The organism is Legionella sp. PC1000, from assembly GCF_014109805.1.
Classification (GTDB): domain Bacteria; phylum Pseudomonadota; class Gammaproteobacteria; order Legionellales; family Legionellaceae; genus Legionella; species Legionella resiliens.
Genome location: NZ_CP059400.1, coordinates 3,250,975 through 3,276,510, shown reverse-complemented (window position 1 = coordinate 3,276,510; position 25,536 = coordinate 3,250,975). Strand labels below are relative to the sequence as shown.

Sequence of the window (25,536 nt, the reverse complement as noted above, 5' to 3'; positions counted from 1 at the left end):
CTCTATTCTATAACAAACAAGACCTGATCGTATTCAACAGGCTCTCCATTAGCGACAAGTATTTCTACGACTTTACCGGCACGATCCGCTTCGATTTCATTAAACATTTTCATTGCTTCAACAATACATAAAACATCCCCGGCTTTGACTGTTTGACCAAGAGTCACAAAAGGAGAACTTTCTGGTGATGGAGAAGTGTACATTGTACCTACCATAGGAGAACGAATTTTATGGCCCGAAGCAGTCGGTGCAGCAGGCTTGCTTTCCTGGTGCGAAGCAGCCATTGCATGAGCAGGTGGATTATTTACATTAGGATATGACTCCTGACGAGGTGCAGGAGCAGAAATATAGTGAACTTGATGCGGTTCTGCTGCAGGCACACTACTGTGACGGCTCAATCTAAGTGACTCTTCACCTTCTTTAATTTCAATTTCAGAAATGCCAGTTTCTTCCAGCAATTCGATTAATTTTCTGATTTTACGAATGTCCATTGTTTGCTTCTCTTTCAATAATTGATGTTAATGCTAATGAATACCCTTGCACGCCCAAGCCACTAATCGTTCCTTTTGCTATATCAGAAAAATAAGAATGGTGACGAAAAGGCTCACGGGAATAAATATTACTAATATGTACTTCAATAAATGGGACGGCCACAGCACATAAAGCATCCCTTAAAGCCACACTGGTATGAGTAAAACCTGCAGGATTAAAAATTATATAATCTACTTTGTCGATACTGGCCTGGTGAATTGCCTGGATTAAATCCGCCTCGGAATTGCTTTGATAACAGCTTAATGCAAGTCCGGCTTGTGTTGCTTCTTTGATTAAACGGGTGTTGATATGATCGAGCGTAGTGGCGCCATAAATTGATGGTTCTCGAGTTCCCAAGAGGTTTAAATTTGGTCCATGTAAAACCAGAATTTTTTTCATGTTTTAGTTAGTATCGAGCAATTTTGGCTGATTTTGCCTGATCTTCCTAAAATTGTCTATATATCTCCGAGGATATCTGCATGATCTCCGCTTTTTTATATTTTTTGTCCCTACGATATTGAGTGAAAATTTGCTGGGCTTTATTGCAGTAAAACTAGACTATTGAATTAATTCATGATGCAATCATTTTAGGAATTAAAAGGCGTTCTATTCAACTCTTCCCAGAGAAAGGAATTTTTGATGCAGGAGAGGCTCGAGCAACAGCAAGGGATACAAAAAGTACAACCGGTAATATATTTTGTTATTTTTATGATGATGATATTAGTGCAAATTTCCATTGATCAATATATTCCATCATTACCTGCTATTACGAAAGCCTTTAAGAGTACCGAATCATCAATCCAATTCACTCTATTTCTTTTTATGTTTGGATTGGGAATTTCCCATATTTTTTTTGGGCCTTGGTCCGATAAAATTGGCCGTAGACGTCCATTAATTTATGGTATTGGAATCAGTGTCATAGGTTGCCTTTTTTGTTTATTTGCTCCCTCTGTCATGGTGTTAACGTTGGGACGGTTTTTACAAGGATTTGGCATTGGCTCGTGCAGTTCAGTAGGGCGTTCATTAATTCGTGATCTTTTTGCTGACAAATATTTATCAAAAATTGGTTCTTATGTCGGTGTTGTAAGTACGTTTCTTCTGGTTGCTTCCCCAATTTGGGGTGGGTTCATTCAAGAGCATTTTGGATGGAGGGCGAACTTTTTATTTATTTTTATCGTGGGTTTTGTATTTTGGTTTTTTATTCTCTGGGCTTTGCCTGAAACCAATAAAAATCTTAATCCTGATGCAACTAAAATAAGGGTAATACAGCAAAATTATTGTGCTTTATTAAGGTCTAAAATTTTTTTAGGTTACACTCTATGTGCCTGTTTTGCATGTGCTGGTTTAGTTGCTTATCTTACTATTGCTCCTTTTTTGTTTCAAAATGTATTGGGATTAAGCCCTTTGGAATATGGTCAACTGTCAATTTTTATTGCCGGTGCTATTTGCCTTAGCGGAATAATTAACAGCCAATTAGTCATGTCTAAAGGAGTATCTTACATGTTGTTTATGGGTGTCCTGTTGATGATCGGCGGAGGAGGGATCATGCTCAGTTTTGCTCTTGCAGGAATAATGAATGTAGCGACAATCATGATCCCGATTGCATTATTTAGTATGGGGGCAGGCTTTACTTTTATTAACGCTTTTGCAGGAGTTTTCCATCCATTCCCTCAAATTGCAGGAACAGTGGCGGCATTATATGTCAGTATGCAAGATTTAACTTCTGCATTGACAAGTGGGATCATCGCAGTGGCTAAGATACAAGGTCAACTCTCTTTGGCTTTAATATTACTTGTACTAGGCTTAAGTGCATTGGCAGCATGGTATTATCAAGAATCAATAATCCAATAAAGAAGTTTTCATTTCAGTCACATCATTTTGGGAAAATAGAGTGTAGGGAAGAATTTTTATCTCTTCATCTCTGTATTTTTTATGGTAATTATTACCAGGCATAAATAATAATTTCAAAAATCCTAAAATTATGCTAGCTTGGATAAGATTTTTAAAGTTATTGGTTGTGTTCACAGGTGTGACTCACTGTTAAAACCAATCAGGTTATTCTATAGCTTGATTTTAAGGACTAATGGTTTGGCAGGAGATGAGTTGCTTTCAATTTAGATTAAGTTGCAAATAAGGAGAGGGTTTCCATGCATCATAATTACTATTTATCTCCCCTAGCTGTTGCTCTGGCCTTGGGAATAGCATCTTCTGCGAGAGCCGCAGAACCTATGCCTTTACAGAAGGCGTCTCTTGAGCAAGTAAAACAAAAGTTTGCTTTGACACCACAAGGCATCACTTTTGCTAAAGACAGTTTAAGTTTTGTAAGTGAGCATACTGATAATAATAAAGTAACTCACGTGCGTATGCAGCAACAATATGTAGGATTTCCTGTTTATGGTGGTTATGCGATTATGCATAGCATACATACAGCAAAATCATTAGCTAAAGCACAGTCAAATGTAGCTATGAATGGCGTCATTTATCAAGGCCTACAGACTGAATTGGGGCAACCTGATGCTTCTTTTGTGAAAAATGCTGATCTGGCGCTACAACAATTTAAAGCTAAGTATGCGGGTAAAGAGGTACGTGATGAAAAATCTACCCCTATGGTTTATATCGATGCTCAGCATAAAGCACACTGGGCTTATAAAGTAAGTGTTCTTGTTGTGCATAGAGATCAAATTCCAGAACGCCCAACTGCAATAATTGACGCAAAAACCAATAAACCCTTTGTACAATGGAATGATATAAAAACAAAAAGAGATTCGGCGAATGGAGCAGGTTTTGGTGGAAATAACAAAACAGGGTTCTATCGATTCGGAGCTGATTTACCCTATCTCGATTTAACTCGTGATATGAGCAATGAGGTTTGCTTTATGGAAAATACAGATGTCAAAGTAATTGACATGGATCACCGATACAGTTCTAGAAATAAAGCAATGAAGTTTAATTGTCCAACCAATGACTCCAACGTTTACCTAACTGGTTATAAAGGAGATGGTTATGACAAAGAGAATGGAGCCGCCTCTCCAACAAATGATGCCTTGTATGCTGGCCATGTGATTAGGCATATGTTTAAAGATTGGTATGATACTAACGCACTGAGTAATCCTGATGGTTCCCCAATGCAGCTAGTCATGCGAGTTCATTATGGCGAAGGTTATGAGAATGCATATTGGGATGGTCAGCAGATGACTTTTGGTGATGGCGATACCATGATGTATCCATTAGTATCTCTTGGAGTAGGTGCCCATGAAATCAGCCACGGTTTTACAGAACAACATTCCAATCTTCAATACTTTGGCCAATCTGGCGGAATGAATGAGGCCTTTTCTGACATGGCAGCTCAGGCAGCTGAGTATTATTCTGTGAATAAAAGCAGCTGGCAAATTGGCGGCGAGATCATGAAAGAAGACAGCGGCTGGGAGGCATTACGTTACATGGATATGCCAAGTCGTGATGGTGAGTCTATTGATACTGCTGATGAATACTATGGTGGTCTGGATGTTCATTATTCCAGTGGAGTGTACAACCATTTATTCTACATTTTGGCCAATCAACCTAATTGGAATACCCGCTCAGCATTCGATGTTATGGTTAAAGCCAACATGGATTATTGGACACCTTATTCAAACTTTGATGAGGGTGGCGAAGGTTTGGTAAGTGCAATTACTGACCTAATCGCAGGTGATCCGAACCATGAGAAGTATCCTTCTTCTGCTGTATGTGATGTTAAAAAGTCATTAAACGAAGTTAAAATCATTACTAACATGGAAGGCTGTGCATAATTAATCTATGTGGTAATAAATTCAGCCAGAAGTTTACTTATAACTTCTGGCTGTTCCATGTGAATATGATGTCCTCCATCCATATTTTTAAGTGTCAGATTTTTTACCGTCTTAATCCGGTTATTCATTATTTCAGGATCAAAAGAAAATCCTCTGCTGGATAGAAGTAGATAAGTTCTTGCCGTAATTTCTTGCAGACAAGAGAGTATTTGAGTTTCCGTCATCCGTAAAGGTGAGCGTGCCAGTAAGCGTTGATCATGCCGCCAATAATATTGGCCTTGCTTTTCTATTAAACTTCGCTCACAAAGAATTTTTGCAATGTCTAGAGAAACATATCCTTTAAAGGCACGTGCAAGAGCCGCGCTACTTATGCTGTCATACCCCTTAGGTTTTTTGCTTTTTTGAGCAAGAAAATGTGCGAACTCTCTTAATTGTTGGCATGCGGTTTCTGCCGGATGAGAAAATGGGCCTAATCCCTCAATTAGACTTAGGGAGAGAAAACGCTCGGGAACTACGCCTCCAACCAAACTTGCCAGGCAAGCGCCCATGGAGTGTCCTAATAGATGGACTGTATCAAGTTTTAATGCATTGATTATTTCAATAACAACAAAAATTCCATCAAAAAAATGATAATGACATCCTTCGGGAAGATGTGATGAATGACCATGGCCAGGCAAATCAACAGCAATAAAATAAAAATCATTCTCTAGAAATGAAGCAAGAGGAGCAAAACTGTTTGCATTATCTAACCAACCATGTAGTGCAAGAATTGTAGGTTTATCGGGATTTCCCCAAATCGTGCAGGCTATAGAAAAGCCTGGAATGGTGAGCTTTAATGTTTTCATTTTATTTACTATTTTTTTAATTAATATAAGTAATCATTATATCCCTACTGCAAACAGGAGAGCTATAATTCCTTATAAAATGAATAATGATTTGAGCCTCGTGGTTTCAATGATTACAATTAACGTGTTCAGTAATTTTTTTGAAAGCTCTATAACGAGAGAGTAGTGCAATTTTTTTATGACATTTAGTGTTATGCTTAATACGAGAACTTGAAAAGAGTAAATTATGCAACAAGAAGTACAGAGCGTTTCATTAATTACTTATAATATTCATAAAGGGTTTGGTGTAGGCGGCGCTGTGCGTTTTTTGCTTCCTAAAATGCGCGATGCAATTACCAGCTTAACTCCTGATTTTGTTTTTTTACAAGAAGTTCAAGGCGAACATAGAAAACGACAAAAACGGATCAATGCTTGGCCTGACTCCCCTCAATTTGAATATATTGCTGAAAACATATGGCCTCACTATGTTTATGCAAAAAATGCGGTATATGAATCGGGACATCATGGAAATGCAATTTTAAGTAAATATGCTTTTGAACGATTTGAAAATATTAATCTTGCAAATATACGCAGAGCCTCGAGGGGAATATTGCATGCACAATTGAAACTGGATAAGGTCACCATCCATTTATTATGTGTTCACTTAGGCCTTTTTAAAACAGAGCGGATGGTGCAATGTAATGCTTTAATGCAGCGCATAAAGGATGTAGTGCCACAAGATGAACCCCTATTGATGGCTGGGGATTTCAATGATTGGCGTACTGTTATTTCCAAACCTCTGGCTGAGAACTTAAATATAGAAGAGGCTTTTGTTTCAGTAGAAGGACAGCATGCACGCTCATTCCCGGCTATAAGGCCGGCACTTTGCATTGATCGCGTCTATTTCCGTGGCATGAAAGTGCAAGAGGTAGCGTGTTTACATGGCAAGCCCTGGCGAATGCTTTCTGACCATTTGCCGCTTTATGCTCGTTTTGAATTGATTAAACCTCTTTAGCATTTTGTTTAAAAATCGTAGTGTGAATCTTTTTAGGATGCATAAAGATGAGGGTTACTGTTTTGGGGATTGGTTTATTTCATGGAAAAAACCTCTCCCCAATAGAATGATTATTCCATATTGCTGTTGTATTCACTTACACAAGCTAAGCTATTCAAACGGGCGCGTTTTAATAAAGCTTCTTGTGCTTTAGCGATATTCGCTTTATTTCCGCCCCAGGCAGCTAAACAATCTTCCTGTAGTGCTCTGCCGAAAGAAAAGCTGAGTAGCCAAGGTTGATGGTCGATGCTATTGATTGCATTCAAATTTGCTGTAGCTTGTTGTGGTGTTTGCCCACCAGAGAGGAAATTAATTGTTGGTACTGCAGCAGGTACGTTATTACGGAATACACTAATTGTGTAGTCAGCAATTTCATCAGGCTCACTGAAAGGACTATGTGCTTTACCACAAGTAACCATACTTGGTTTTAAAATAATATGTTCTAACTCAATCTGGTGAATAAATAAGGCATGGAATAGTTCGTGCAATACAATTTCACATACTTCTGCACAATGTTCAATAGTGTGATCACCGTCCATGAGTACTTCTGGTTCAACAATAGGAACAATCCCTGCTTCTTGGCAAGCTGCGGCATAACGTGCCAGATTTTCTGCGCCTGTTTTAACCGCGGTCAAACTGGGAGTAAATTCAGAAATTGAATAGACATTCCGCCATTTAGCAAATTTTGCACCTAATTTTTTAAAATGCTGCAAACGCTCAGCTAATCCATCGAGCCCTTGAGTTACTTGTTCGCTTTCAGTATTGGCGAGATGAATTAGTCCTTTATCTACTTTAATGCCCGGAACGATACCCTTATCAGCAAATAATTGAGGGATAGGAGTTCCATGCTCATCAGTTTGGCTAAAGGTCTCTTCAAATAAAATAACCCCGTTGATATATTGTTCTAAATCAGTAGTCGTGGCGAGCAGTAATCTATAATCTCTGCGATTTTCTTCAGTATTTTCAATACCAATCGAGGTAAATCGTTTACCTATAGTTGAATTGCTTTCATCTGCAGCTAAAATTCCTTTGCCCTCTTGCAGTATAAGCTCCATAGTATTGGATAATTCATCATAACTCATAGTGTATTTGCTCCTGATTGTTTACATTATCTAGATATATATTTTTCACGAATAATTTGTTGCATAGCAAAACCTTGTTCTTTTAAAGAGTGAAAAGCCTCGTCGATCATACCGGGATTTCCACATAAATAAATAACATCGTGCTGAGGATTTAGATTTAATGTAGGAAAGGCATGTTGTACATAGCCGCTGTACTCATTTTCATTTAATTCATGCACAGGTTGTCTGCTTAAATAGGGTCTGAATAAAACCTTGGGATATTTTTGAGAAAATGCTTGGAACTCATTGGCATAGAGAATTTCTTCTCGTCGTTGTACTCCTTGTAATATGACAACCTCAAGTGCTGGGTGCTGCTCCATAAGTACTCCTAGTTCTTGAAGCATTGCTCGGTATGGAGTAATTCCTGTACTGGTAGCGACTAAGATAAATCGACGAGGGATTGTTTCATCTTTGATAACTAATCGACCATATGGCCCACTAACCTGAATCGTATCACCAGATTTTAAATTATACAGCAATTCAGTACCTGGTCCATTTTCAAAATAGCCGGCTGCAAGCTCAATTTGATTATCTTGTTGTGGTGCATTTGCTATACTATAACTACGTTTTAATATTTTACCTTGATGTTCAAAATGAATGGTAATAAATTGACCAGGTAAATAATTGAAATATGGGGCTACTTCACAAGTAAAAATGAAGTGCTTTACTTTAGGAGAAATCATAAATGATTCTTTTAATTTGATGGGAAATGTGTTTATTTGCATGACGAATATTCAACTTTACTGTAAAAATCTGAGATTATAACTCCGAATGAAGCTTAATATAAGCAAAAAATTATGCAATATAAGTTTTAACAGCATATAATTAAATTATGAATACACCGGATCTCATTACAATTATAGGCAATCTCAGCCATTCCTTATATCCAGTACAACATTTAATTACTGGGGGAGCATATTTGCTGGGAATTTTATTTTTTATAACCGCTATTTCCAAATTCCGGAAAATTGCAGATCACCGGTCAGGATCCTCGTCGCAAGAAAAAATGTTTAGCCCAATGATGTATCTACTGATGGGGGCGGCCTTACTTTATTTGCCGACTGCGTTAGATATTATGGCCAATACTACCTTTGGGGTAGGTAATGTTTTAACTTATACCTCATACAATTCATCAAATATATTCAGCTCAATGGGATTAGTTGTCCAAACTGCAGGAGTCTTATGGTTTGTGCGTGGATGTGTGTTGGTTGCACATGCCAGTCAGCCAGGAACTCAGCATGGACCTAAAGGTTTAGTATTTATAATTGCCGGGGTATTGGCAATGAATTTTGATAACAGCATAGCGATGCTGAATTATGTAATGAATTCTCTCACTTCTTGGACTATAGCAATTAAAACGAGCCAAGGGTACTAGCCGCACTCTTCTTAGTTTTCTTCCCCACAGATTCTGAGGTTATTTGCCTTAGCAAAATCAATAATGGACTGATAAAGTAACGGGCTTGATTCTTTAAGCTTCGGATCAAGTAAAATGCATTGGTATCCCTCACTATTTACACTGGGCCTTAATAGAGGGGAATAATGAATACGACTGTTCTTAAAGCTTGCCAATGAGCCACTCATACGCTCCGCCCAGTCACTGGGTCGAAAAGTTTTTCCTTGTGAAGTTATTCCTTCGATAATGATGGTTTTTTTTTCAGATGCAGCCATATTTTTTATGTAATATAAATACAGTATGTTAATTATACCATCATATGAGGGGGCTGTACTGAAATTTATTCATTTTGCAAAAATAAATTTGTGTTAAATTTGGTTTTCAAAAGCAATTTTTATCCCTATTATGTCAACATATTGTATTTGGCATTTTTTTGAAGGTTATTAGGAATGGAAAAAGAAAGTCATTCTGGTATTTATTTATTGCCTAATTTATTTACAACGGCCAGCTTATTCGCCGCATTTTACTCACTGGTTGCGTCGATGAAGGGACAATTTGAAGCCGCTATCATCGCCATATTTATTGGCATGATTGCTGATGGACTGGATGGGAGAATTGCACGTTTAACTCATACACAGACAGAGTTTGGTGCTGAATATGATAGTTTATCCGATATGGTCACCTTTGGTGTTGCCCCTTCATTGTTAGTATATAATTTAATTTTAAGTCAGTTAGGTAAAGTAGGCTGGTTGGTCGCTTTTGTTTATACAGCTGCGGTTGCTTTACGCTTAGCTCGCTTTAATACTCAGATTGAAACAGCAGATAAACGATATTTTCAAGGGTTGCCTTGCCCGCCATCTGCTGCAGTAATGGCCTCTTTTGCCTGGTTATGCTATCAAAATGAATGGCAGAATATGTTTGTTGCCCTATTAACGGCGCTCTTGTCATTAACTACTTCAGGTTTAATGGTTTCTAACTTTCGCTATTACAGTTTTAAGGAAGTGGATTTTAAGGGCAAAGTTCCATTTCTTTATGTCTTGGTAATGATCATTTTATTTGTAGCTATTGCAGCCAATCCTTCAGTCGTCTTATTTGTAGGTTTTACTGTTTATGCATTATCTGGGTTATTTATGACTTTATTTGCTTTGCACAAAGTGAGGAAGCAAAGAAAGAATTCTGAGAAATAGAAACAATTATTTAAGGGTCTTCAATAAGTACCTTCTGCAATAGGATGAGATTATGATGTTGCAACCCTTACCCATGCTATATGCTATAAGTGGATTATGTACATCAGATGGAAAATATCATCTCGCTGATTCCAATTACCCGAAAGGTTTTATTGATTACAATGATGTAAGTTTACTTATGAACTATATTCAGTTAAAAAATAATATATTATTCAAATTCCACTTATTCGCCTTCACCAAAATAATTATTAATCAAATGAGTTAAGGCTTCATTCATTTGTACTTCATCAGGGCCATCTATTTCCATAATGAGTTCACTCCCTTTATTGGCTGCAAGCATCATAACACCCATAATGCTTTTCCCATTAACGGTTTGTGAATTACTGGTTACATCAATTTGGCTTTGGAATTTTGCTGCGGTAGAAACAAACTTTGCCGAAGCTCGTGCGTGTAAGCCCAATTTATTAATTATTTTAATTTTAGTTTTAATCATAGCGCTACAAATGTATCATGAAATAGGTAATAAGTGTAGTTAAGCTCAGCAAAGTGGAGCCAAGATAAAAATAGGCTTTCACTTTGCTGTTTGCAAAATTACCGCAAGCGATTATTCCTTAATCGTGATGCTTATGGCTTTTCTCTTTATGTTTCGTTAGTTGACGTTCCAACTTATCAATCAACGTATCAATTGCAGCATATAAATCATCAGATTCTGAGCTTGCATGCAGTTCACCTTTGGTTACATGAACGGTTGCTTCAGCAATTTGACGTAATTTTTCTACATTCAATACCACGTTAATTGATTTGATTTGATCAAAGTGACGCTCCAGCTTATCGAATTTTTCTTCGGTAAATGCTCTGAGGGCAGGAGTAACATCAATATGATGTCCAGTGATGTTAATTTGCATGAAAATCTCCAGTTACATAAGGTCTGTTTGACAATTCTACTATCTTTACAAAAAGGGGGGCGATTTTTATATGCTCCGATACTCACATACTTTATTCATGTATGCTGCATTTCGATGTTCTAAAGTCACACCATTTTGGCTCAATCTAGCGAATTGTCAACAGGCCTCTAAATTAATTACAAATTATTTTTCTTTCATTGGATGGAGCAATTCCCATTGCTTCACGATATTTTGCTACGGTTCGTCTTGCTACTTTAATACCCTGTTCTTCCAATAATTGGGTAATTTTACTGTCACTCAATGGTTTTTTTCTATTCTCCGCAGAAATTAATTTTTTTATGACGGCACGTATGGCTGTAGAGGAGCATTCATCTCCAGCATTTGTGTTGACATGACTTGAAAAGAAGTATTTGAGTTCAAATACTCCTCGAGGGGTGTGGATAAATTTCTGTGTAGTGACACGAGAAATGGTTGATTCATGCATATCCAAAGCGGAAGCAACATCATTGAGAATCAATGGCTTCATCGCTTCTTCGCCAAACTCTAGAAATCCTTGCTGGTATTCCATGATGCACGTAGCTACTTTAAGCAGAGTTTCCTGGCGACTTTGAATGCTCTTTAAAAACCAGCGGGCTTCTTGCAGGTTATTTTTCAAAAACTGATTGTCTGCACTATTATCTGCTCGTTGAATCAGTGATGCATATTGGCTATTAATACTTAAATGAGGAAGTACACTTTGATTCAGTTGAACCCTCCATTTATTATTAACTTTTTTAACCGTTAAATCAGGAATAATGTACTCCGTAATGTCTTCATGAATTAAATTGCCCGGCTTAGGGTTTAGACCTTGAATTGTTTTCAACACCTCATTAATTGTTTTTTCAGTAATCTGATGATTTTTCATTAATTGTTTGTAATTATGCTGAGCCAGTAATTCAATGTCTTCGGTAATAATCTTTTTAGTCAATGCCAAATGTTCCGCATCCAAAGAAAGCTGCTCTAGCTGTACAAGTAGTGCCTCTGCGAGGCTTGTTGAGGCGCATCCCACAGGATCAAATAATTGTAAGCGATGACGTACTGCATTTATTTCATCTAAATCGAGTGGATGTTCATCACTTGTAAGAATCGCATGCAGTTCAGGAATGCTCATCGTTAGGATACCATCACTATTCACTGCATCAATAATTGTGGTTGCTATTGCTCTGTCTATATCACTCATAGGAGAAAGCTCAAGTTGCCATCTTAGATGGTCTTTTAAATTAGTTGTTGTGCAATGCAAATTATCGAAATTATAGTCATTATCCTCAAAAGAAGTGCGTTTGTTTGGGCTTTGATACAGTTCAGACCATTGAAAATCATAGGACTCATCATTATTTTGCTGCTTTGCTTCATTGGGACCAAATTCTTCTTTATCTTCATTTGGAGTTGCTTCAAGCATTGGATTAGATTCAACAATAAGCTGAATTTCTTGCTGTAAATCAATCGTTGATAATTGCAACAGTCTTATTGCTTGTTGTAACTGTGGCGTCAGCGTCAGATGCTGTCCAATACTTAGTTGCAATGATGGTTTCATGCAAATCCTCTTTGTATTTATTCATTGCTATTTACTATCAGTTTAAACGATTCGTAAGGATTATCCAGTATCTATGGGCGTTAATTTAGGAATCCTCTGAAAAAAATGCATGACACTAATTGGCTTTTCAGAATGGAAGAGTTAAACACAAATCAAAGTGTTCATGTTAGATTCATGAAATGGCGATTTGCTAGCGCACTTTTGAATTAAGTTGCTTTTGCAAGAAAAGCTAAATTTTTAGCTTTTGAGGAGAAGAAAGATTGTATTTAAGAAGTAAATTAATATTAAACGTAAAGCCCCATGGGTATGAGGCTTAAATAATTATTTTACTTTTTTCTCTTTGAAAAGAACGTGCTTGCGTACTTTGGGATCGTACATCATAAGCTCCATTTTTTCAGGATGGTTTCTTGGGTTTTTAGTCGTAGTTTTATAGTATCCAGTTCCTGCTGTGGATTCCATTTTCACTTTGATAGTGACGGCTGCCATGGTTTAACCCCTTAGTTATACTTTTTCGCCTTTAGCTCTGAGTTTATCCAGAACTGCTTTTATACCTAACTTGTCTACAATACGCATACCTTTGGTACTGAGTTTTAATGTGACAAATCGTTTCTCTTCTTCAACCCAGAAACTGTGATTCTGAATATTCGGCAGAAAGCGTCTTTTGGTTTTGTTGTTAGCGTGCGACACTTTATGACCAGTCATGGGTCGCTTGCCAGTTACCTGACATACTCTAGACATTGCGTTACTCCAAAATAGGTTTTAATTTAGGTTCTGTTTACTTTAAATACAAACAGACTCTATTGGTCTTTGTAAAATTCTGGGCAAATAGCCGGATGTGAAATACAAGAGCGGTTTTATATCAAAAAAATGCATTAGTTGCAAGATTTTTGTAACGACATATAATTCCGGCTTTAACAAAATATGAGTGTGATTTATGCAGCGCAAGATAAAAAGTTATGTCTTACGTGCTGGTCGGGTGAGCAATCGACAGCGTCAGGGGTTGGATCTTTGGCTTAAAAATTATGAACTTACTGTAGATGAAAGTCCATGGAATTTGTCAGAAGAGTTTATTCGTACTGCGGATACAGTGGTTGAAATAGGTTTTGGTATGGGAGCATCGCTGTTGGCAATGGCAAAAAATAACCCTGAGCTTAATTACATAGGAATAGAAGTGCATCAGGCTGGTGTAGGAAGCTTGGCTGCTGATTTGCATGAATATCAATTATCCAATGTGCGAATTGTTGCTCATGATGCAGTTGAAGTGTTTCGAACTCAATTGTTGGATAACTCTCTTGCTGGGGTACAAATTTTTTTCCCGGATCCATGGCATAAGAAACGTCATCATAAAAGACGCTTGATTCAGAAAGAATTCATTCAATTATTGACAAAAAAAATTAAGCCAGGTGGGTTTATTCATTGTGCAACCGATTGGCAAGATTATGCTGAGCACATATTAGAGGTTTTATCTACCGAGCCAACTTTAAAAAATACGCAGAAAGAAGGAGGGTATTCACCCAGACCTTTATCGCGGCCACTTACTAAATTTGAACAACGCGGTGAACGTTTAGGGCATGGTGTTTGGGATTTGATTTTTACTAAATTGGACGCATAGCATACATCGCTATATCCGATAAATTTCTTGAAATTGAGGGGCTGTTACCTTTCGCTCGCTTGAGCCAAAATGTGAGATTTCGAGTATCGATTGCAGCATACAGAAATATGTGCACTTAGAACGTATAAAAAAGGGCTGTTTGCCAAGATAGTGTAAATGTAAACAGACCCTGATGGTTTTGTATAAAATTTAACTATTCTTTGATCTTCTATTGTCCAATGTGTAATATAAATCCGGAAGGATATTACAGGGGACGTAACATGGAATTTATCACAGAAATAAATGCAGCTATAAAATCAGGACTAGAAGGATTTAATCTATTTATTGAGCAAAAGCTGCAAAGAGAAGCGAATTATCTTGAGCGCCCATATTGGACGGAAGGTGGCGTGCAAATGACTGTTTTGAATTATCTAATTCAACAACACCAGGAAAAAAATAAAAACTCTGTCCATGAAGAGGGCTCTTCTGATTTGACCGATTTCATTGATGCAATCTTAAGCAAAGTTCAAGATAAAAATATTGGCTTGCCCTTGCACCAAGCAATTGTTGCCAATAAAATTCAACTGGCTCTTCATCTTTTAGGGAATAACGTTTTTGATGTCAACAAACGTGATGATGAGGCTCGAACCTTATTGTCATTGGTTTTACCCACTAGAAACCGTCAATTATTGGTAGAAATCTTAACCTGTAAACCTGACGTGAACGCAGCAACGCGTCTTAACGAAGAGCGTATTCCCTTCCAACCATTGCACCAGGCTATAGTATTGGATTTTGCTTCTGGAGTAACCAATTTAGTCCGATCTGGGGCGGATGTGTCTAATCCTATGGGGGAGATGAAAAATACTCCTCTATTGTTGGCGGCACAACACGGTAAGATAAAGGCACTTGAAGCTTTATTAGAAGAGTCTCCAGTAGAAGAATTGAAGCTTGAGGCGAGAAATAAAAATCTTGGGCAAGGTAACAAAACAGGTGAAAATGCAATTGAAGTACTTTGTAAAAAGTTAGTTAATAAGCAAAACGATAAAGATTTGCTTCGCGGTGTTGCTATGTTGCTTTGTCGTGGCGCCGAACCACCACGAAATGAGGAACTGCGTCAAGTATTAGCAGATAAACGTAAAGAGTTGCTCAAAGAAATTGATACTTATATGGATACGAGACCTGAGCTGGTCGATCCTTTTGTGAACCGATGCCATTTAGCAAACAGTGCATTGTATCACATAATTTATGTGGATCATTCCTGGGGTAGTACTTTGCGTCAGCTTTTTGGTAGACCAAGTGACGCAGCCTTTGCTGTAGAAAGGTTGGTTACACGCAAATACAGCCGTCGCCCAGAAGGAAACTCCGAAGTTTCTGTTTTGCCAACAGCGGCTGCGGTCCCATTAAGAGGAGACGAACCTCCATTAAAACTCTATGCAGAATTTGTGCGACGTTATAATGAAGCTTATGAAAATCAAAGGATTACCAATCCCTGGAGTACTATGCGTTGGATGATTGCTGAGGGAAAATGTAATTGGGAAACAGTAAAAGAGTATGCTCGTAACCATCCAGGAACCAGGACACAGATTATCTATGATGATATGTTTAAAACTTTGCCTAAAATGGAGGTACATGAAGTAATTGAAAATTCTACTGGAGAACCCACTCTTAACAGCGAAGCTACGATGTAAGTGAAGATTCACATCTGTTGCATGTCTTCCATGATAGAGATGGAAAACCTTAAATAGTGTTTAAGGGAACCATCTCTATATTATTGGGATGGATATTAAATGGACATTGGATTAAAATTGATGGGGAGCGAGTCTATTTGTTGAGACATGGTGATTATGAATATTAACTTATTACTTTTAATCATGATTTGTTTTGTTGGCATGATTAGCCCTGGACCAGATTTTATACTTGTTACAAAAAATGCGCTTTTGTATCCCAGGCGTCAGGCTTTGGCAACAGCCTTAGGTATTGTCACTGGATGTCTTTTTCATGCTACTTATTGTATTTTGGGATTGGCGTTAATTATTACTCAAAGTATTGTTCTCTATACCGCGATAAAATATGCAGGCGCATGTTATTTAATTTATCTTGGATTAAAAGGCTTAAAATTTAAGCGATCTATGAAAATAAGTCAGGACTTCTCTTTGACAAAAAATATAACCGTTTCAAGGGCTTATATTGAAGGTGTCTTGTGTAATGCTTTAAACCCAAAACTTGCAGTTTTTCTACTTAGCGTCTTTACTCAGTTTGTATCAATACACGCATCAATTGGTGATAAAGCTTTAGTTGCCGGAGTATTTGTTTCTGAGTCTGCGTTTTATTGGCCTTTGCTCGTTTTATTCCTGCAATCGGATAATGTTCGAAAAGTATTTACTCATTTTCAAGCCGCATTAAGTCGTGTGTTTGGTGGTTTGTTAGTTTATATAGGAATTCGAGTGATGTTGAGTGCAGATTAGGGTCCATTTCTACTCTCTTGGCTCAATCTAGCGAAATGTAAATAGACCCTATTTCATGAGGAATAGAATGTCAAAGGCAGCCTTAGGTCTAAGAAAAACAGCGTTGGACACTCCTTGTTTATTAATTGATAAAAACATTTTAAAAGCCAATCTAGAGGTCATGCGTAAACATTCCATTGAAAATAATGTAAATATTAGGCCTCATTGTAAAACGCATAAGTGCTCCAAACTAGCTCGTTTACAGATTGAATACGGCGCAATTGGTGTTAGTGTCGCGAAAATCTCAGAAGCTGAAGTTTTGATTCATAATAAAATACCCAATGTATTGATTACTTCTCCAATTGTCACAAAAAATAAAATTTCCAGACTTATTTCGTGCCTGGAAAAAGCTCCCTCTACTTTGATAGTCGCAGATAATAAAGAAAATATCATTGCCTTAAATGAAGCTGGAGGACACAATAAAAAAATGATTCATGTGTTAGTGGATGTGGATCCAGGAATAGGGCGTACCGGTATTAAACCAGAAAGTGCTTTAAATTTTGCTTTGGAGATTGAGCAATTACCCTGGCTGAACTTGATGGGAATTCAATGTTATGCGGGGAATTTACAACATATTTCTTCCTTTAGTGAGCGAAAAAGGAAATCATTGCAAACGATGGAAATGGCAAGCAATCTTGTAAAAAGTTTTAGAGAAAACGGTCTTAACTGCCCTATATTAACCGGAAGCGGAACGGGAACTTATGATATTGATGTTGATGCGGCGGAAGTAACTGAAATTCAACCAGGTTCTTATACAGTTATGGATGTTCAATACGCTGCTATTGGTTCAAAAAGTAATGAGAAGCATTTTAACCTATTTAAACCGGCAATGACCCTTTTGACCACAGTCATCAGTAATAATAGAACAGAACATATTACCGTAGATGCAGGTACAAAATCCATTTATGTAGATCAACAAAAGCCCCAGATTATCAGTCATCAGGGATTGGAATATGATTGGGGGGGATTTGGTGATGAGCATGGCAAAGTTACTGCAGTAAATGGTGCTCCATTACCAGCATATGGTGAAGTATTAGAACTTATTGTTCCACATTGTGACCCAACTATTAACTTATTTAATCAATTTTTTATTACTGAAAATGATATTGTAGTGGATATTTGGAATATTGATCTTAGAGGAAAATGTCAATAGGAGCTGCGGGATTTAACTCCTTTACCCTATCCGGCGATCTCAAGAAATTCATGCTCTGTGAAAAAATTAAGAATCCATATTGAGTTAATTACACCCGGAGAACTTGCTTAAACTTCATATACCCCATAGAATTCTAGTTTTCATAGAATTTGCCAGGAGAGTAGTACATGGGGTGGAATGAGCCAGATAAAGGCAAAGATCCCTGGAAGGGTAAAAATCAGCCTCCAGATTTGGATGACGCTCTTAAACGTGTTCATGACAAATTGAAGAAGTTCTTTGGAGGTGGTTCTGCTAAAACAGGTAATGAGCCGTCCAAAAAATCAAATGGTGGTTTGGTAACTCTCGTTGTTATCTTAATTGCTTTTATCCTTTGGGTACTTTCTGGCATCTTTATTGTTGATCCTGCGGAGCAAGCGGTTATTCTTCGTTTTGGCAAATATGTTGAAACTGTGGGGCCAGGACCACATTGGATACCAAGAATTGTTTCTTCCAAAATTATCATGAATGTGGATAGAGTTTTGGATTATTCCTATTCTGGACAAATGCTTACCCGTGATGAAAATCTGGTTTCCGTGTCTTTAGCTGTACAATACCGCATTGGCGATCTTGAGGATTATTTATTTAATGTAGCTAATCCCGAAGAAAGTTTGCAACAAGCCACTTCAAGTGCTCTAAGACAAGTAGTCGGAACAACTACGTTAGATCAAATGATTACTGAAGGACGTGAAGTTTGGGGTAACACAGTACAAGATACTTTGATAAAGACATTGGATTTATATAAAACAGGTATTGTGATTGTTAATGTCTCACCCCAACCAGCACGTGCGCCTGAAAGTGTGCAAGATGCTTTTGACGATGCGATTAAGGCACAGGAAGATGAAAAACGCTTTAAAGAACAAGCTTATGCCTATGCGGCGAAAGTGGTACCGATTGCGGAAGGAAAGGCGAGTCGTATCCAGCAAGAGGCAGAAGCCTATTCCAAACAGGTTGTGCTGAAGGCCCAAGGACAGGTTTCTGAATTCTTAGCCTTGCTGCCTCAATATACTGCGGCCCCAATAGTTACAGCAGAACGTATGTATTTGGAAACAATGCAACAAGTATTAAGTCAGAGCAGTAAGATCATTGTTGATAGCAAATCAGGTAATTTGTTGTATTTACCTTTGGATAAATTGTTCGAAAAAACATCAGGTTTCCCGCATGAAATCGCAAAAAATGGCAATGTTGAAGGTGATGAAACCAGCGAGACAGAGAATTTGGTCGATGGTCGTGAATTTACTAGACCTGTTTATCGACAAGGGAGAAATGAATAATGAAAACGATGGGTAGAACCCTTGGTATTTTGATCTTTTTAATACTTCTCTTTTTATTGACCAGTGTGTTTACCATAACACAAGGGCAGCAAGGTATTCTTTTACGTTTAGGTCGTCTGGTCAATGATGAGTCGACTAATAAAGTTAAAGTCTTAAAACCTGGATTGCATTTTAAAATACCGTTTATCGAAAATGTGCGCATTTTTGATACTCGTATTCAGACAATGGATATTAAATCAACCCGAATTGTTACCAAGGAAAAAAAGGACGTAATGGTTGATTATTATGTTAAATGGCAAATTACTGATTTGGCCCAGTATTTTAAATCAACTGGCGGCAGTGAATTTAAAGCAGAAACATTATTGGAACAACAATTAAACACATTATTGCGTGCTCAGTTCGGTAAACGTACCATTCCCGAAGTAGTATCTGGTGGTCGTGACGATTTAATGGAGTTACTGCGTCAGGCTGCCCAAAAGCAAGCAGGTGGGTTAGGTATTATTGTTGTTGATGTCCGTATTAAAGGAATAGAGTTGCCAGCCAATACCAGTAATGCAATTTATCAACGCATGCGTGCAGACATGCAAAAAATTGCGAATAGGCATCGTGCTGATGGTCAGGCAGCTGCTGAAGAAATAAAAGCAAAGGCTGACGCTGATGTGATGGTTTTGTTAGCAAAAACCCGTAGTAATGCCCAAAAGGTAAGAGCTATTGGAAAAGCGCGCGCAGCAGCAATGTATGCGGAGGCATACAATAAAGATAAGGATTTTTTTGCTTTATATCGCAGCTTGCTCGCATATAAAGAGAGTTTTAACAGTAGAAAAGATATTTTGGTACTGGATCAAAGTAGTGCATTTTTTGATTATTTTAAAACGGCCGCACCAAAAAATGATGGTGTACCTGCTAAAAAGTAACTATAATGTCAGATTTTGGTAACTATTCATCCCTGTACTAAAATCGTGGCGAGCGTCCAGATTTGAATGCAGGTTGAGTGAAAAATATTCTGAAAATGCATCACATCAACGGATATGCGCACGTATTTTCGGAATCTTTTCTTTTAAGAAGAAAACCCTGCATGGGTTGGGTAGTGACTATTTTTAGTGAAATTGGGTTTTAGTGATTCGCAATTTAGAGCGACGAACAAGCATTGTGCAAATTAAGGTTTATCATGGGTAAAAATGTTGTTGTTTTAGGAACGCAGTGGGGCGATGAAGGCAAGGGTAAAATAGTCGATTTATTAACCCACGATGCGCAGGTTGTTGTCCGTTATCAAGGTGGTCATAATGCAGGTCATACCTTAAAAATTAATGGGGTGAAAACGGTTCTTCGCCTTATTCCCTCTGGCATGTTAAGACCTCACGTCACATGCTACATTGCAAATGGTGTAGTTCTTTCGCCCGATGCTCTATTGGGAGAAATTAAAGAATTAGAACAAAGTGGAATTGATGTCCGTTCCCGCTTACGTATTAGTATGGCTTGCCCGCTGATACTCCCTTGTCATGTTGCTATGGATAAAGCACGTGAAGCACATATGGGAGACTCAGCGATTGGTACAACCGGACGTGGTATAGGTCCCGCGTATGAAGACAAAATTGCCCGTCGTGCGATAAAGGTCAGCGATTTATTTCATCCACAGCGTTTTGAAAAAAAATTGATCGATCTTTTGGAATACTATAACTTTATTTTAACTCAATATTTCAAGCAGTCAGCTGTGGATCTTAACCCTTTATTGGATTCTGCTTTACACTGGGCTAAGGAATTACGCCCAATGGTTTGTGATGTTTCTGCTTGTTTGCATGATCATAGAGAGCAAGGGGATAATATTTTATTTGAAGGAGCGCAAGGGGTCTATCTGGACATTGATCATGGCACGTATCCTTTTGTTACTTCATCGAATACTTGTGTGGGTTCGGTAGTTAATGGTGCGGGATTTGGTCCCAAATACCTTGACTATATTTTAGGGATTACTAAAGCTTATACTACACGTGTTGGCGGTGGTCCTTTCCCAACCGAGCTTTTTGATGAAGTGGGTAAACAGATTGCTGAACGTGGGCAGGAGTTTGGGGCTGTTACTGGAAGACCTAGGCGCTGTGGATGGTTTGATGCAGTTCTTTTAAAACATTCAATTGAGTTAAATAGTATTACGGGATTATGCATCACCAAACTGGATGTTCTGGATAAATTAGATATATTGCGCATTGCTGTGGCTTATAAAGATGAAACAGGTAATTTAATTTCTCGCCCCCCCCAATCAGCCGCTGATTTTCAAGGTTTAGAGCCTGTTTACGAAGAAATGCCAGGCTGGCAAGAATCTACTGCTGATATTACGAATATAAATGATTTACCTGCGAATGCTCTTGCCTATATAAAACGAATAGAAAATCTGCTCAAGGTACCTATTGATATATTATCAACCGGCCCAGAACGTGATTCGACGATTATTTTACGAGATCCATTCAAAATTTAATTCGTATCGGTTTGCATAAATGAACAGTGTAGCCTGGGTGTCGCCAAGCGTAACCCGGGTTTTTTTAGTCTAGATATAGATATTTTCCCCGGGTTACGCTTTACTCTTTTAGGCCACAAAAAATAGATATCTAAAATTTATTTTCAAACGCACGTAATTTTTGTTCTAAATTCCACTGCAATTGTGCTTTCTCGTTTGCTTTTATAAACTGCTGGCAGCCTTTACTCTCTAAATCCTGGCAATCGGGGATCAATTGGGCTTTTTCTGCATCAGACCATATGCTGTTTCCAGGTAAAAATGCATAAGTTAGTGCATTTCTATTGATTTGCTTTAGGGTTTGATAATCCAGATCATGATTCAATGCGGCTTCTACATATTGCTGGCTTAAATTGGTTCGCAAGATACCTTCATCATCAGTAGATAAAACAACAGGAACATGATGCTTAAGATAAAAATTCAACGGATGGCTGCGACCTGCAACTTTTAATATTTTAAGGTTACTAATTAGATTAATTTCTACCGGCTTATGATGCTTAGCCATGTAATTTAAAGTGTTCTTCACATTATTTTCATGGGCAATATCTACCCCATGCCCAACCCTTTGCGCTTGACCAGTAAAAAGTGCATCATGAATGTGATAATCCAACTCTTCTGGAGTAACTATTTCCTGAGTTAATTCACCTGCATGCAATGCAATATTGACCTGTGGGTATACCCCGTGTAGATACTGATACATTTGCATCTGTTTGCGATAGTCGCGTAAAGAAATAATACCATCTTCAGGCTGTACTAAATTAACACCAACAAGCGCACCTTTACTTTCCATGGATTGGCTTACTGCTTCAAAAGCATTCAGAGTTTGTGCAAAAAGGTTATCTAAAGATTGTTCTCTAAGTGAATAATACAAAAATTTAACTTTGATTTGGCAGGCTTTCTTTTCTGGATTAGTATCACAGCCTAATTCCTGGTGAGCTTGTTGCAGTATTCGATTAGACTCTACTGCAGTATAATTGATATTACCCTGAAAATCCTGGTTAGCTAATAAAAGCTTTCTTTTTTGGCTAAACGAAGTTGTATTTTTAAGCATATCACCGAAGCTGGCTGAATGAGCGTTATCCGGTAAAATCATTAATTCCATGTAGTGTTCATTTTGTTGCGCTGCCGTTTGCAGCACTGCTGCGACTAATTCAGGGTGATGATCAGCCACTATTGCATTGAATTTGTAGAACGAGCTGAAAAAATGATCATGCCCAGATTCTTTCCCTGGAACAAAATCTTTCATAGACCAACTTTTGACGGTATTTGCATAGAGTTCAGGATGATTAAACAGATCTTTAGTATCTATACCATGACAGATTGCAGGGTTTTTACTGATTGCCCAATTGGTTGGATTCAAGCAATAATTATCTTTAGATGCGAGTTCCAGCATGACTTCTGGATATGCACCCCCAGCTAAATGATAATGTAACTCTCCACCTTTAGGCATATTCTTAAAAAAGGCATATAAGGCATTGGGATCATTCTTTATTTGATCAAAATAGGATTGAACATTCGCTTGAGCAAAAGAGAAAAAAAATAGGCTGGTCAGAAGTGCAATTGATTTAATATAGTTCATTGTATTCGAAAATATGTCAATTTTATGGGATTATCGCACAATTATTATTAAATCCCAACCATTGTATTTGGATTCTATTCATAGCAAAATAATTTTACTGTTCTTTGGGCAATCAAATGAGCCCTTACTATGCAGTGACTATCAGGAGAGTAGAAAAGCGGGTATTGGGCCTGTAGGAAAAAGAGCTCAACATTCGTTTAAATGAGATTAATATAGAGTCTAATCAATTAGGATGATGAATATGAATTATTTTTTATCAAAAATTTATACTTTCTTAGGTGCCTTTTTAGTATTGCTAACAGCAGTAAGTTTTTGTGAAGCGGCATCTGGTTTGGACAAAGCTCAAGATAAAACCAAAATGACAATCAATGTTGGGATTTATGCTCCCTTTTCCAATGAATCTGCTTTTATTGGTAGAAATATGCTGGGAGCAATGGAAATTGCGCGCGAGCAGTTATCATCCTCGGAGATTAACTATGAGTTTTATACTCTGGATAAAATGCTAAGTAATGTTCATGCAGCAAAAACTGTGCAAAAATTTATCGAGGCACATCATATTAATATCTTACTGACTGAAGGAGCTGAAAGCGGCGCTTTAGTTGCACCTTTAGCGAAAAAAAATAATATTATTCATTTTTGCCTCACCGATGACTCAATAATTGCGGATGGGAAGAATAATTTTCAGGCACAAAGCCCTAATCACAAACAGTCTGCTGTCTTGACTAAATCAATGAAACCAGAATTTATTGATCAATATAAACAAGAATACCTTAGTCATCCTACCAGTGAAGCAGGTTATGCTTTTGATATATTCCACCTGCTCCACAGGAGTGCTTTGCTTGCTTTGAAAACTTATCCTGATTTTTCCAGTCAGGCGATTGCAACACATTTGTTGGCGCTTGAATCTGGGATAGGGGTAATGGGTACATTTAATTTAAATAAAAATGGTGTTTCTTATAAGAAGCAAATACTTACAGCCTAATCCTATTTAAATTACTCAGATTTGCTAGTTGCCTGCATCCGGGCAACAATTTTTACTCTATAAAAGAAGAGGAGCCTCAGTGAGTTGGTTTAAATCAACTCCTTTTGACTCCTTTTCCCGCTCAAGGGCTAATTATCTGTTAGCTAAAGCCATACCCTCCAAGACGGTTAAAGCAGCATAGAGTTGATAATCATTATGCATTAACTCATCAATTTGTGCTTTGACGTCTTTAGGTTTTATGGTTTCCGAATTATTCTTATTCACTAAATGCCCATTAAGACTTGCTTCACTAAATCCAGTGAGTTCAGAAGATTTCGCAGCAGTTTTAGGAATCTCCACCTCATTAACCACGATATCAGGTATAATTCCTTGAGCTTGAATTGATGTTCCTGATGGGGTGTAATAAAGAGCGGTAGTTAACTTAATCCCGGTTTTATCATCCAGTGGCAATACGGTTTGTACTGAACCTTTGCCAAAGCTTGTTGTACCAAGAATAACCGCTCTTTTATTGTCTTTGAGCGCTCCGGCAACAATTTCGGCCGCAGATGCAGAACCATTATTAATTAATACTACCATTGGGGCATTATGTAAGATATCAACTCCCTTAGCTATGGCAGTAAAGTCCGACCCAGGCAAACGTCCTTTAGTTGAGACAATTGTTTCTGGCTTACCTGATTTGTCTTTACCAAGAAATGCATCAGAAACCTGAATTGCTGAATCAAGCAATCCTCCTGGGTTGTTACGTAAATCCAGTATTAAACCTTTTAAATCCCCTCCAGATTGTTGTTTTAATCTATCAATGGCTTGTAACATATCTTTTCCAGTCAATGCTTGGAATTGAGTTAAGCGAATGTAACCATATCCTGGAGCAAGTATTTTGCTTTGTACACTTTTAATTTGAATAATTTCGCGTATTAAATCAAAAGTAAGTGCTTTATTTACCCCTTTACGTAGTACAGTCAATTGGATGGTACTTCCAGCTTTACCACGCATAAGGTTGACTGCATCTTTAAGAGAAAGACCTTGAACGGATTCTTTTCCTAATTTAATAATGTAGTCGCCAGATTTGATCCCTGCTTTAAAAGCTGGGGTGTCAACCAGAGGAGTAACTACTTTAACCACGCCATCTTCCATGGTAACTTCTAACCCTAAGCCACCAAATTCACCGCTTGTTGATGTTTGCAAGTCTTTAAATTCTTCTTCATCCAAGTAACTGGAGTGTGGATCAAGGCCACTCAGCATCCCACGAATGGCATTATCAAAAAGTTCTTTATCGTCAATCGGTTTAACGTAGTATTTTTTAATTTCGCCTATGGCATTAGAAAATCGTTGCACATCTTCTAAAGGAACCGCTTTAGAAGTACTGGAGCTTGTTGAAGTATCTGTATCCACCTCATCTTCTGCAAAACTTGTCAGAGGGAACATAAGAGTAAACGCATATACTATCGCAAGCGAGTATGGATATAATTTTCTTATCAACATAGCGATCTCCTCAGATGCAAGGCTACAAAATAAGCCATCTTCTTTATTATAATTTT

Annotated in this window: 26 protein-coding genes; 13 read left to right on the top strand and 13 right to left on the bottom strand. The window is 37.8% G+C overall.

The genetic code is table 11. The features are described 5' to 3' along the window. Positions 1–2 precede the first annotated feature (2 nt). Together accB and aroQ are read right to left on the bottom strand one after the other, a co-directional pair. Complete coding sequence (gene accB / locus FOLKNPGA_RS14340; protein ID WP_182350539.1) at positions 3–491, bottom strand: acetyl-CoA carboxylase biotin carboxyl carrier protein; 489 nt, start codon at positions 489–491, stop codon at positions 3–5. After that, the gene (gene aroQ / locus FOLKNPGA_RS14335) at positions 478–930 is read right to left on the bottom strand and encodes a type II 3-dehydroquinate dehydratase (protein WP_182350538.1); all 453 of its coding nucleotides are present in this window, start codon (positions 928–930) and stop codon (positions 478–480) included. The genes accB and aroQ overlap by 14 nt, the downstream gene beginning before the upstream one ends. 240 nt (positions 931–1,170) lie before the next feature. Between aroQ and FOLKNPGA_RS14330 the strand changes: the two genes are divergently transcribed. Both FOLKNPGA_RS14330 and proA read left to right on the top strand, forming a co-directional pair. Continuing rightward, positions 1,171–2,382: a multidrug effflux MFS transporter gene (locus FOLKNPGA_RS14330; RefSeq protein WP_182350537.1), complete on the top strand. Its 1,212-nt coding sequence runs from the start codon at positions 1,171–1,173 to the stop codon at positions 2,380–2,382. A gap of 296 nt (positions 2,383–2,678) precedes the next feature. Continuing rightward, entirely contained in the window at positions 2,679–4,319 is a 1,641-nt protein-coding gene (proA, locus tag FOLKNPGA_RS14325; protein ID WP_182350536.1) for a zinc metalloprotease ProA, read from the top strand. 5 nt (positions 4,320–4,324) lie between these two features. On the opposite strand, the gene FOLKNPGA_RS14320 is transcribed toward proA, so the two are convergent. Then, positions 4,325–5,164, bottom strand: coding sequence for an alpha/beta fold hydrolase (locus tag FOLKNPGA_RS14320; RefSeq protein WP_182350535.1), 840 nt, complete (start codon positions 5,162–5,164; stop codon positions 4,325–4,327). 226 nt (positions 5,165–5,390) lie between these two features. Here FOLKNPGA_RS14320 and FOLKNPGA_RS14315 point away from each other — a divergent pair, with 226 nt between their 5' ends. Further along, positions 5,391–6,158 (top strand): endonuclease/exonuclease/phosphatase family protein, encoded by a 768-nt coding sequence (locus FOLKNPGA_RS14315; RefSeq protein ID WP_182350534.1) that lies wholly within the window; start codon positions 5,391–5,393, stop codon positions 6,156–6,158. A gap of 110 nt (positions 6,159–6,268) precedes the next feature. On the opposite strand, the gene FOLKNPGA_RS14310 is transcribed toward FOLKNPGA_RS14315, so the two are convergent. After that, positions 6,269–7,279: a class I fructose-bisphosphate aldolase gene (locus FOLKNPGA_RS14310; protein WP_182350533.1), complete on the bottom strand. Its 1,011-nt coding sequence runs from the start codon at positions 7,277–7,279 to the stop codon at positions 6,269–6,271. Between the two features lie 26 nt (positions 7,280–7,305). Further along, positions 7,306–8,043 carry a ferredoxin--NADP reductase gene (locus tag FOLKNPGA_RS14305; protein WP_182350532.1) on the bottom strand — a complete coding sequence of 246 codons (738 nt, stop codon included), beginning with the start codon at positions 8,041–8,043 and terminating at the stop codon, positions 7,306–7,308. A 107-nt stretch (positions 8,044–8,150) separates the two neighbouring features. On the opposite strand from FOLKNPGA_RS14305, the gene FOLKNPGA_RS14300 reads away from it, so the two are divergent. After that, positions 8,151–8,693 (top strand): type IV secretion protein IcmC, encoded by a 543-nt coding sequence (locus FOLKNPGA_RS14300; protein ID WP_182350531.1) that lies wholly within the window; start codon positions 8,151–8,153, stop codon positions 8,691–8,693. An 11-nt stretch (positions 8,694–8,704) separates the two neighbouring features. Here FOLKNPGA_RS14300 and FOLKNPGA_RS14295 read toward each other — a convergent pair whose 3' ends face one another. Then, positions 8,705–8,986, bottom strand: a complete 282-nt coding sequence (locus FOLKNPGA_RS14295) for a DUF3579 domain-containing protein (protein WP_019233559.1) — start codon at positions 8,984–8,986, stop codon at positions 8,705–8,707. Positions 8,987–9,160: 174 nt separating this feature from the next. Here FOLKNPGA_RS14295 and pssA point away from each other — a divergent pair, with 174 nt between their 5' ends. Beyond that, positions 9,161–9,898, top strand: coding sequence for a CDP-diacylglycerol--serine O-phosphatidyltransferase (gene pssA, locus FOLKNPGA_RS14290; RefSeq protein WP_182350530.1), 738 nt, complete (start codon positions 9,161–9,163; stop codon positions 9,896–9,898). Between the two features lie 223 nt (positions 9,899–10,121). Here pssA and FOLKNPGA_RS14285 read toward each other — a convergent pair whose 3' ends face one another. The 5 genes from FOLKNPGA_RS14285 to rpmB all read right to left on the bottom strand — a co-directional run bounded on the left by FOLKNPGA_RS14285 (position 10,122) and on the right by rpmB (position 13,114). Next, complete coding sequence (locus tag FOLKNPGA_RS14285; protein ID WP_182350529.1) at positions 10,122–10,391, bottom strand: HPr family phosphocarrier protein; 270 nt, start codon at positions 10,389–10,391, stop codon at positions 10,122–10,124. A 118-nt stretch (positions 10,392–10,509) separates the two neighbouring features. Beyond that, positions 10,510–10,803, bottom strand: a complete 294-nt coding sequence (gene hpf, locus FOLKNPGA_RS14280; protein ID WP_182350528.1) for a ribosome hibernation promoting factor — start codon at positions 10,801–10,803, stop codon at positions 10,510–10,512. 172 nt (positions 10,804–10,975) lie between these two features. Further along, a complete protein-coding gene (locus tag FOLKNPGA_RS14275) occupies positions 10,976–12,376 on the bottom strand; it encodes an RNA polymerase factor sigma-54 (protein ID WP_182350527.1) in 1,401 nt (466 codons plus the stop codon). Between the two features lie 321 nt (positions 12,377–12,697). Beyond that, a complete protein-coding gene (gene rpmG, locus FOLKNPGA_RS14270; RefSeq protein WP_003635328.1) occupies positions 12,698–12,862 on the bottom strand; it encodes a 50S ribosomal protein L33 in 165 nt (54 codons plus the stop codon). 15 nt (positions 12,863–12,877) lie between these two features. After that, positions 12,878–13,114, bottom strand: coding sequence for a 50S ribosomal protein L28 (gene rpmB / locus FOLKNPGA_RS14265; protein WP_019233564.1), 237 nt, complete (start codon positions 13,112–13,114; stop codon positions 12,878–12,880). Between the two features lie 196 nt (positions 13,115–13,310). On the opposite strand from rpmB, the gene trmB reads away from it, so the two are divergent. From trmB to FOLKNPGA_RS14230, 7 genes are all read left to right on the top strand, one after another. Further along, entirely contained in the window at positions 13,311–13,988 is a 678-nt protein-coding gene (trmB, locus tag FOLKNPGA_RS14260; protein ID WP_182350526.1) for a tRNA (guanosine(46)-N7)-methyltransferase TrmB, read from the top strand. Between the two features lie 260 nt (positions 13,989–14,248). Then, positions 14,249–15,655, top strand: coding sequence for a Dot/Icm T4SS effector AnkC/LegA12 (ankC, locus tag FOLKNPGA_RS14255; protein ID WP_182350524.1), 1,407 nt, complete (start codon positions 14,249–14,251; stop codon positions 15,653–15,655). 156 nt (positions 15,656–15,811) lie between these two features. Then, on the top strand, positions 15,812–16,432 hold the full coding sequence (locus FOLKNPGA_RS14250; RefSeq protein WP_182350522.1) for a LysE family translocator: 621 nt from the start codon (positions 15,812–15,814) through the stop codon (positions 16,430–16,432). Between the two features lie 67 nt (positions 16,433–16,499). Further along, positions 16,500–17,624 carry a DSD1 family PLP-dependent enzyme gene (locus tag FOLKNPGA_RS14245; RefSeq protein ID WP_182350521.1) on the top strand — a complete coding sequence of 375 codons (1,125 nt, stop codon included), beginning with the start codon at positions 16,500–16,502 and terminating at the stop codon, positions 17,622–17,624. A gap of 167 nt (positions 17,625–17,791) precedes the next feature. After that, positions 17,792–18,934, top strand: a complete 1,143-nt coding sequence (hflK, locus tag FOLKNPGA_RS14240) for an FtsH protease activity modulator HflK (protein ID WP_182350520.1) — start codon at positions 17,792–17,794, stop codon at positions 18,932–18,934. Beyond that, positions 18,934–19,848 (top strand): protease modulator HflC, encoded by a 915-nt coding sequence (hflC, locus tag FOLKNPGA_RS14235; RefSeq protein WP_182350519.1) that lies wholly within the window; start codon positions 18,934–18,936, stop codon positions 19,846–19,848. The genes hflK and hflC overlap by 1 nt, the downstream gene beginning before the upstream one ends. Before the next feature lie 254 nt (positions 19,849–20,102). Beyond that, positions 20,103–21,401 (top strand): adenylosuccinate synthase, encoded by a 1,299-nt coding sequence (locus FOLKNPGA_RS14230; RefSeq protein WP_182350518.1) that lies wholly within the window; start codon positions 20,103–20,105, stop codon positions 21,399–21,401. Between the two features lie 130 nt (positions 21,402–21,531). Here FOLKNPGA_RS14230 and FOLKNPGA_RS14225 read toward each other — a convergent pair whose 3' ends face one another. Continuing rightward, entirely contained in the window at positions 21,532–23,016 is a 1,485-nt protein-coding gene (locus tag FOLKNPGA_RS14225; protein ID WP_182350517.1) for an adenosine deaminase, read from the bottom strand. A 241-nt stretch (positions 23,017–23,257) separates the two neighbouring features. Here FOLKNPGA_RS14225 and FOLKNPGA_RS14220 point away from each other — a divergent pair, with 241 nt between their 5' ends. After that, on the top strand, positions 23,258–23,998 hold the full coding sequence (locus FOLKNPGA_RS14220) for a branched-chain amino acid ABC transporter substrate-binding protein (protein WP_182350515.1): 741 nt from the start codon (positions 23,258–23,260) through the stop codon (positions 23,996–23,998). 132 nt (positions 23,999–24,130) lie between these two features. Here FOLKNPGA_RS14220 and FOLKNPGA_RS14215 read toward each other — a convergent pair whose 3' ends face one another. After that, positions 24,131–25,480, bottom strand: coding sequence for a S41 family peptidase (locus tag FOLKNPGA_RS14215; protein WP_182350514.1), 1,350 nt, complete (start codon positions 25,478–25,480; stop codon positions 24,131–24,133). Positions 25,481–25,536 lie beyond the last annotated feature (56 nt).

Coding starts and splice junctions, on each gene's coding strand:
- accB (WP_182350539.1), bottom strand. CDS start 491: ATGGACATTCGTAAAATCAGAAAATTAATCGAATTGCTGGAAGAAACT.
- aroQ (WP_182350538.1), bottom strand. CDS start 930: ATGAAAAAAATTCTGGTTTTACATGGACCAAATTTAAACCTCTTGGGA.
- FOLKNPGA_RS14330 (WP_182350537.1), top strand. CDS start 1,171: ATGCAGGAGAGGCTCGAGCAACAGCAAGGGATACAAAAAGTACAACCG.
- proA (WP_182350536.1), top strand. CDS start 2,679: ATGCATCATAATTACTATTTATCTCCCCTAGCTGTTGCTCTGGCCTTG.
- FOLKNPGA_RS14320 (WP_182350535.1), bottom strand. CDS start 5,164: ATGAAAACATTAAAGCTCACCATTCCAGGCTTTTCTATAGCCTGCACG.
- FOLKNPGA_RS14315 (WP_182350534.1), top strand. CDS start 5,391: ATGCAACAAGAAGTACAGAGCGTTTCATTAATTACTTATAATATTCAT.
- FOLKNPGA_RS14310 (WP_182350533.1), bottom strand. CDS start 7,279: ATGAGTTATGATGAATTATCCAATACTATGGAGCTTATACTGCAAGAG.
- FOLKNPGA_RS14305 (WP_182350532.1), bottom strand. CDS start 8,043: ATGCAAATAAACACATTTCCCATCAAATTAAAAGAATCATTTATGATT.
- FOLKNPGA_RS14300 (WP_182350531.1), top strand. CDS start 8,151: ATGAATACACCGGATCTCATTACAATTATAGGCAATCTCAGCCATTCC.
- FOLKNPGA_RS14295 (WP_019233559.1), bottom strand. CDS start 8,986: ATGGCTGCATCTGAAAAAAAAACCATCATTATCGAAGGAATAACTTCA.
- pssA (WP_182350530.1), top strand. CDS start 9,161: ATGGAAAAAGAAAGTCATTCTGGTATTTATTTATTGCCTAATTTATTT.
- FOLKNPGA_RS14285 (WP_182350529.1), bottom strand. CDS start 10,391: ATGATTAAAACTAAAATTAAAATAATTAATAAATTGGGCTTACACGCA.
- hpf (WP_182350528.1), bottom strand. CDS start 10,803: ATGCAAATTAACATCACTGGACATCATATTGATGTTACTCCTGCCCTC.
- FOLKNPGA_RS14275 (WP_182350527.1), bottom strand. CDS start 12,376: ATGAAACCATCATTGCAACTAAGTATTGGACAGCATCTGACGCTGACG.
- rpmG (WP_003635328.1), bottom strand. CDS start 12,862: ATGGCAGCCGTCACTATCAAAGTGAAAATGGAATCCACAGCAGGAACT.
- rpmB (WP_019233564.1), bottom strand. CDS start 13,114: ATGTCTAGAGTATGTCAGGTAACTGGCAAGCGACCCATGACTGGTCAT.
- trmB (WP_182350526.1), top strand. CDS start 13,311: ATGCAGCGCAAGATAAAAAGTTATGTCTTACGTGCTGGTCGGGTGAGC.
- ankC (WP_182350524.1), top strand. CDS start 14,249: ATGGAATTTATCACAGAAATAAATGCAGCTATAAAATCAGGACTAGAA.
- FOLKNPGA_RS14250 (WP_182350522.1), top strand. CDS start 15,812: ATGAATATTAACTTATTACTTTTAATCATGATTTGTTTTGTTGGCATG.
- FOLKNPGA_RS14245 (WP_182350521.1), top strand. CDS start 16,500: ATGTCAAAGGCAGCCTTAGGTCTAAGAAAAACAGCGTTGGACACTCCT.
- hflK (WP_182350520.1), top strand. CDS start 17,792: ATGGGGTGGAATGAGCCAGATAAAGGCAAAGATCCCTGGAAGGGTAAA.
- hflC (WP_182350519.1), top strand. CDS start 18,934: ATGAAAACGATGGGTAGAACCCTTGGTATTTTGATCTTTTTAATACTT.
- FOLKNPGA_RS14230 (WP_182350518.1), top strand. CDS start 20,103: ATGGGTAAAAATGTTGTTGTTTTAGGAACGCAGTGGGGCGATGAAGGC.
- FOLKNPGA_RS14225 (WP_182350517.1), bottom strand. CDS start 23,016: ATGAACTATATTAAATCAATTGCACTTCTGACCAGCCTATTTTTTTTC.
- FOLKNPGA_RS14220 (WP_182350515.1), top strand. CDS start 23,258: ATGAATTATTTTTTATCAAAAATTTATACTTTCTTAGGTGCCTTTTTA.
- FOLKNPGA_RS14215 (WP_182350514.1), bottom strand. CDS start 25,480: ATGTTGATAAGAAAATTATATCCATACTCGCTTGCGATAGTATATGCG.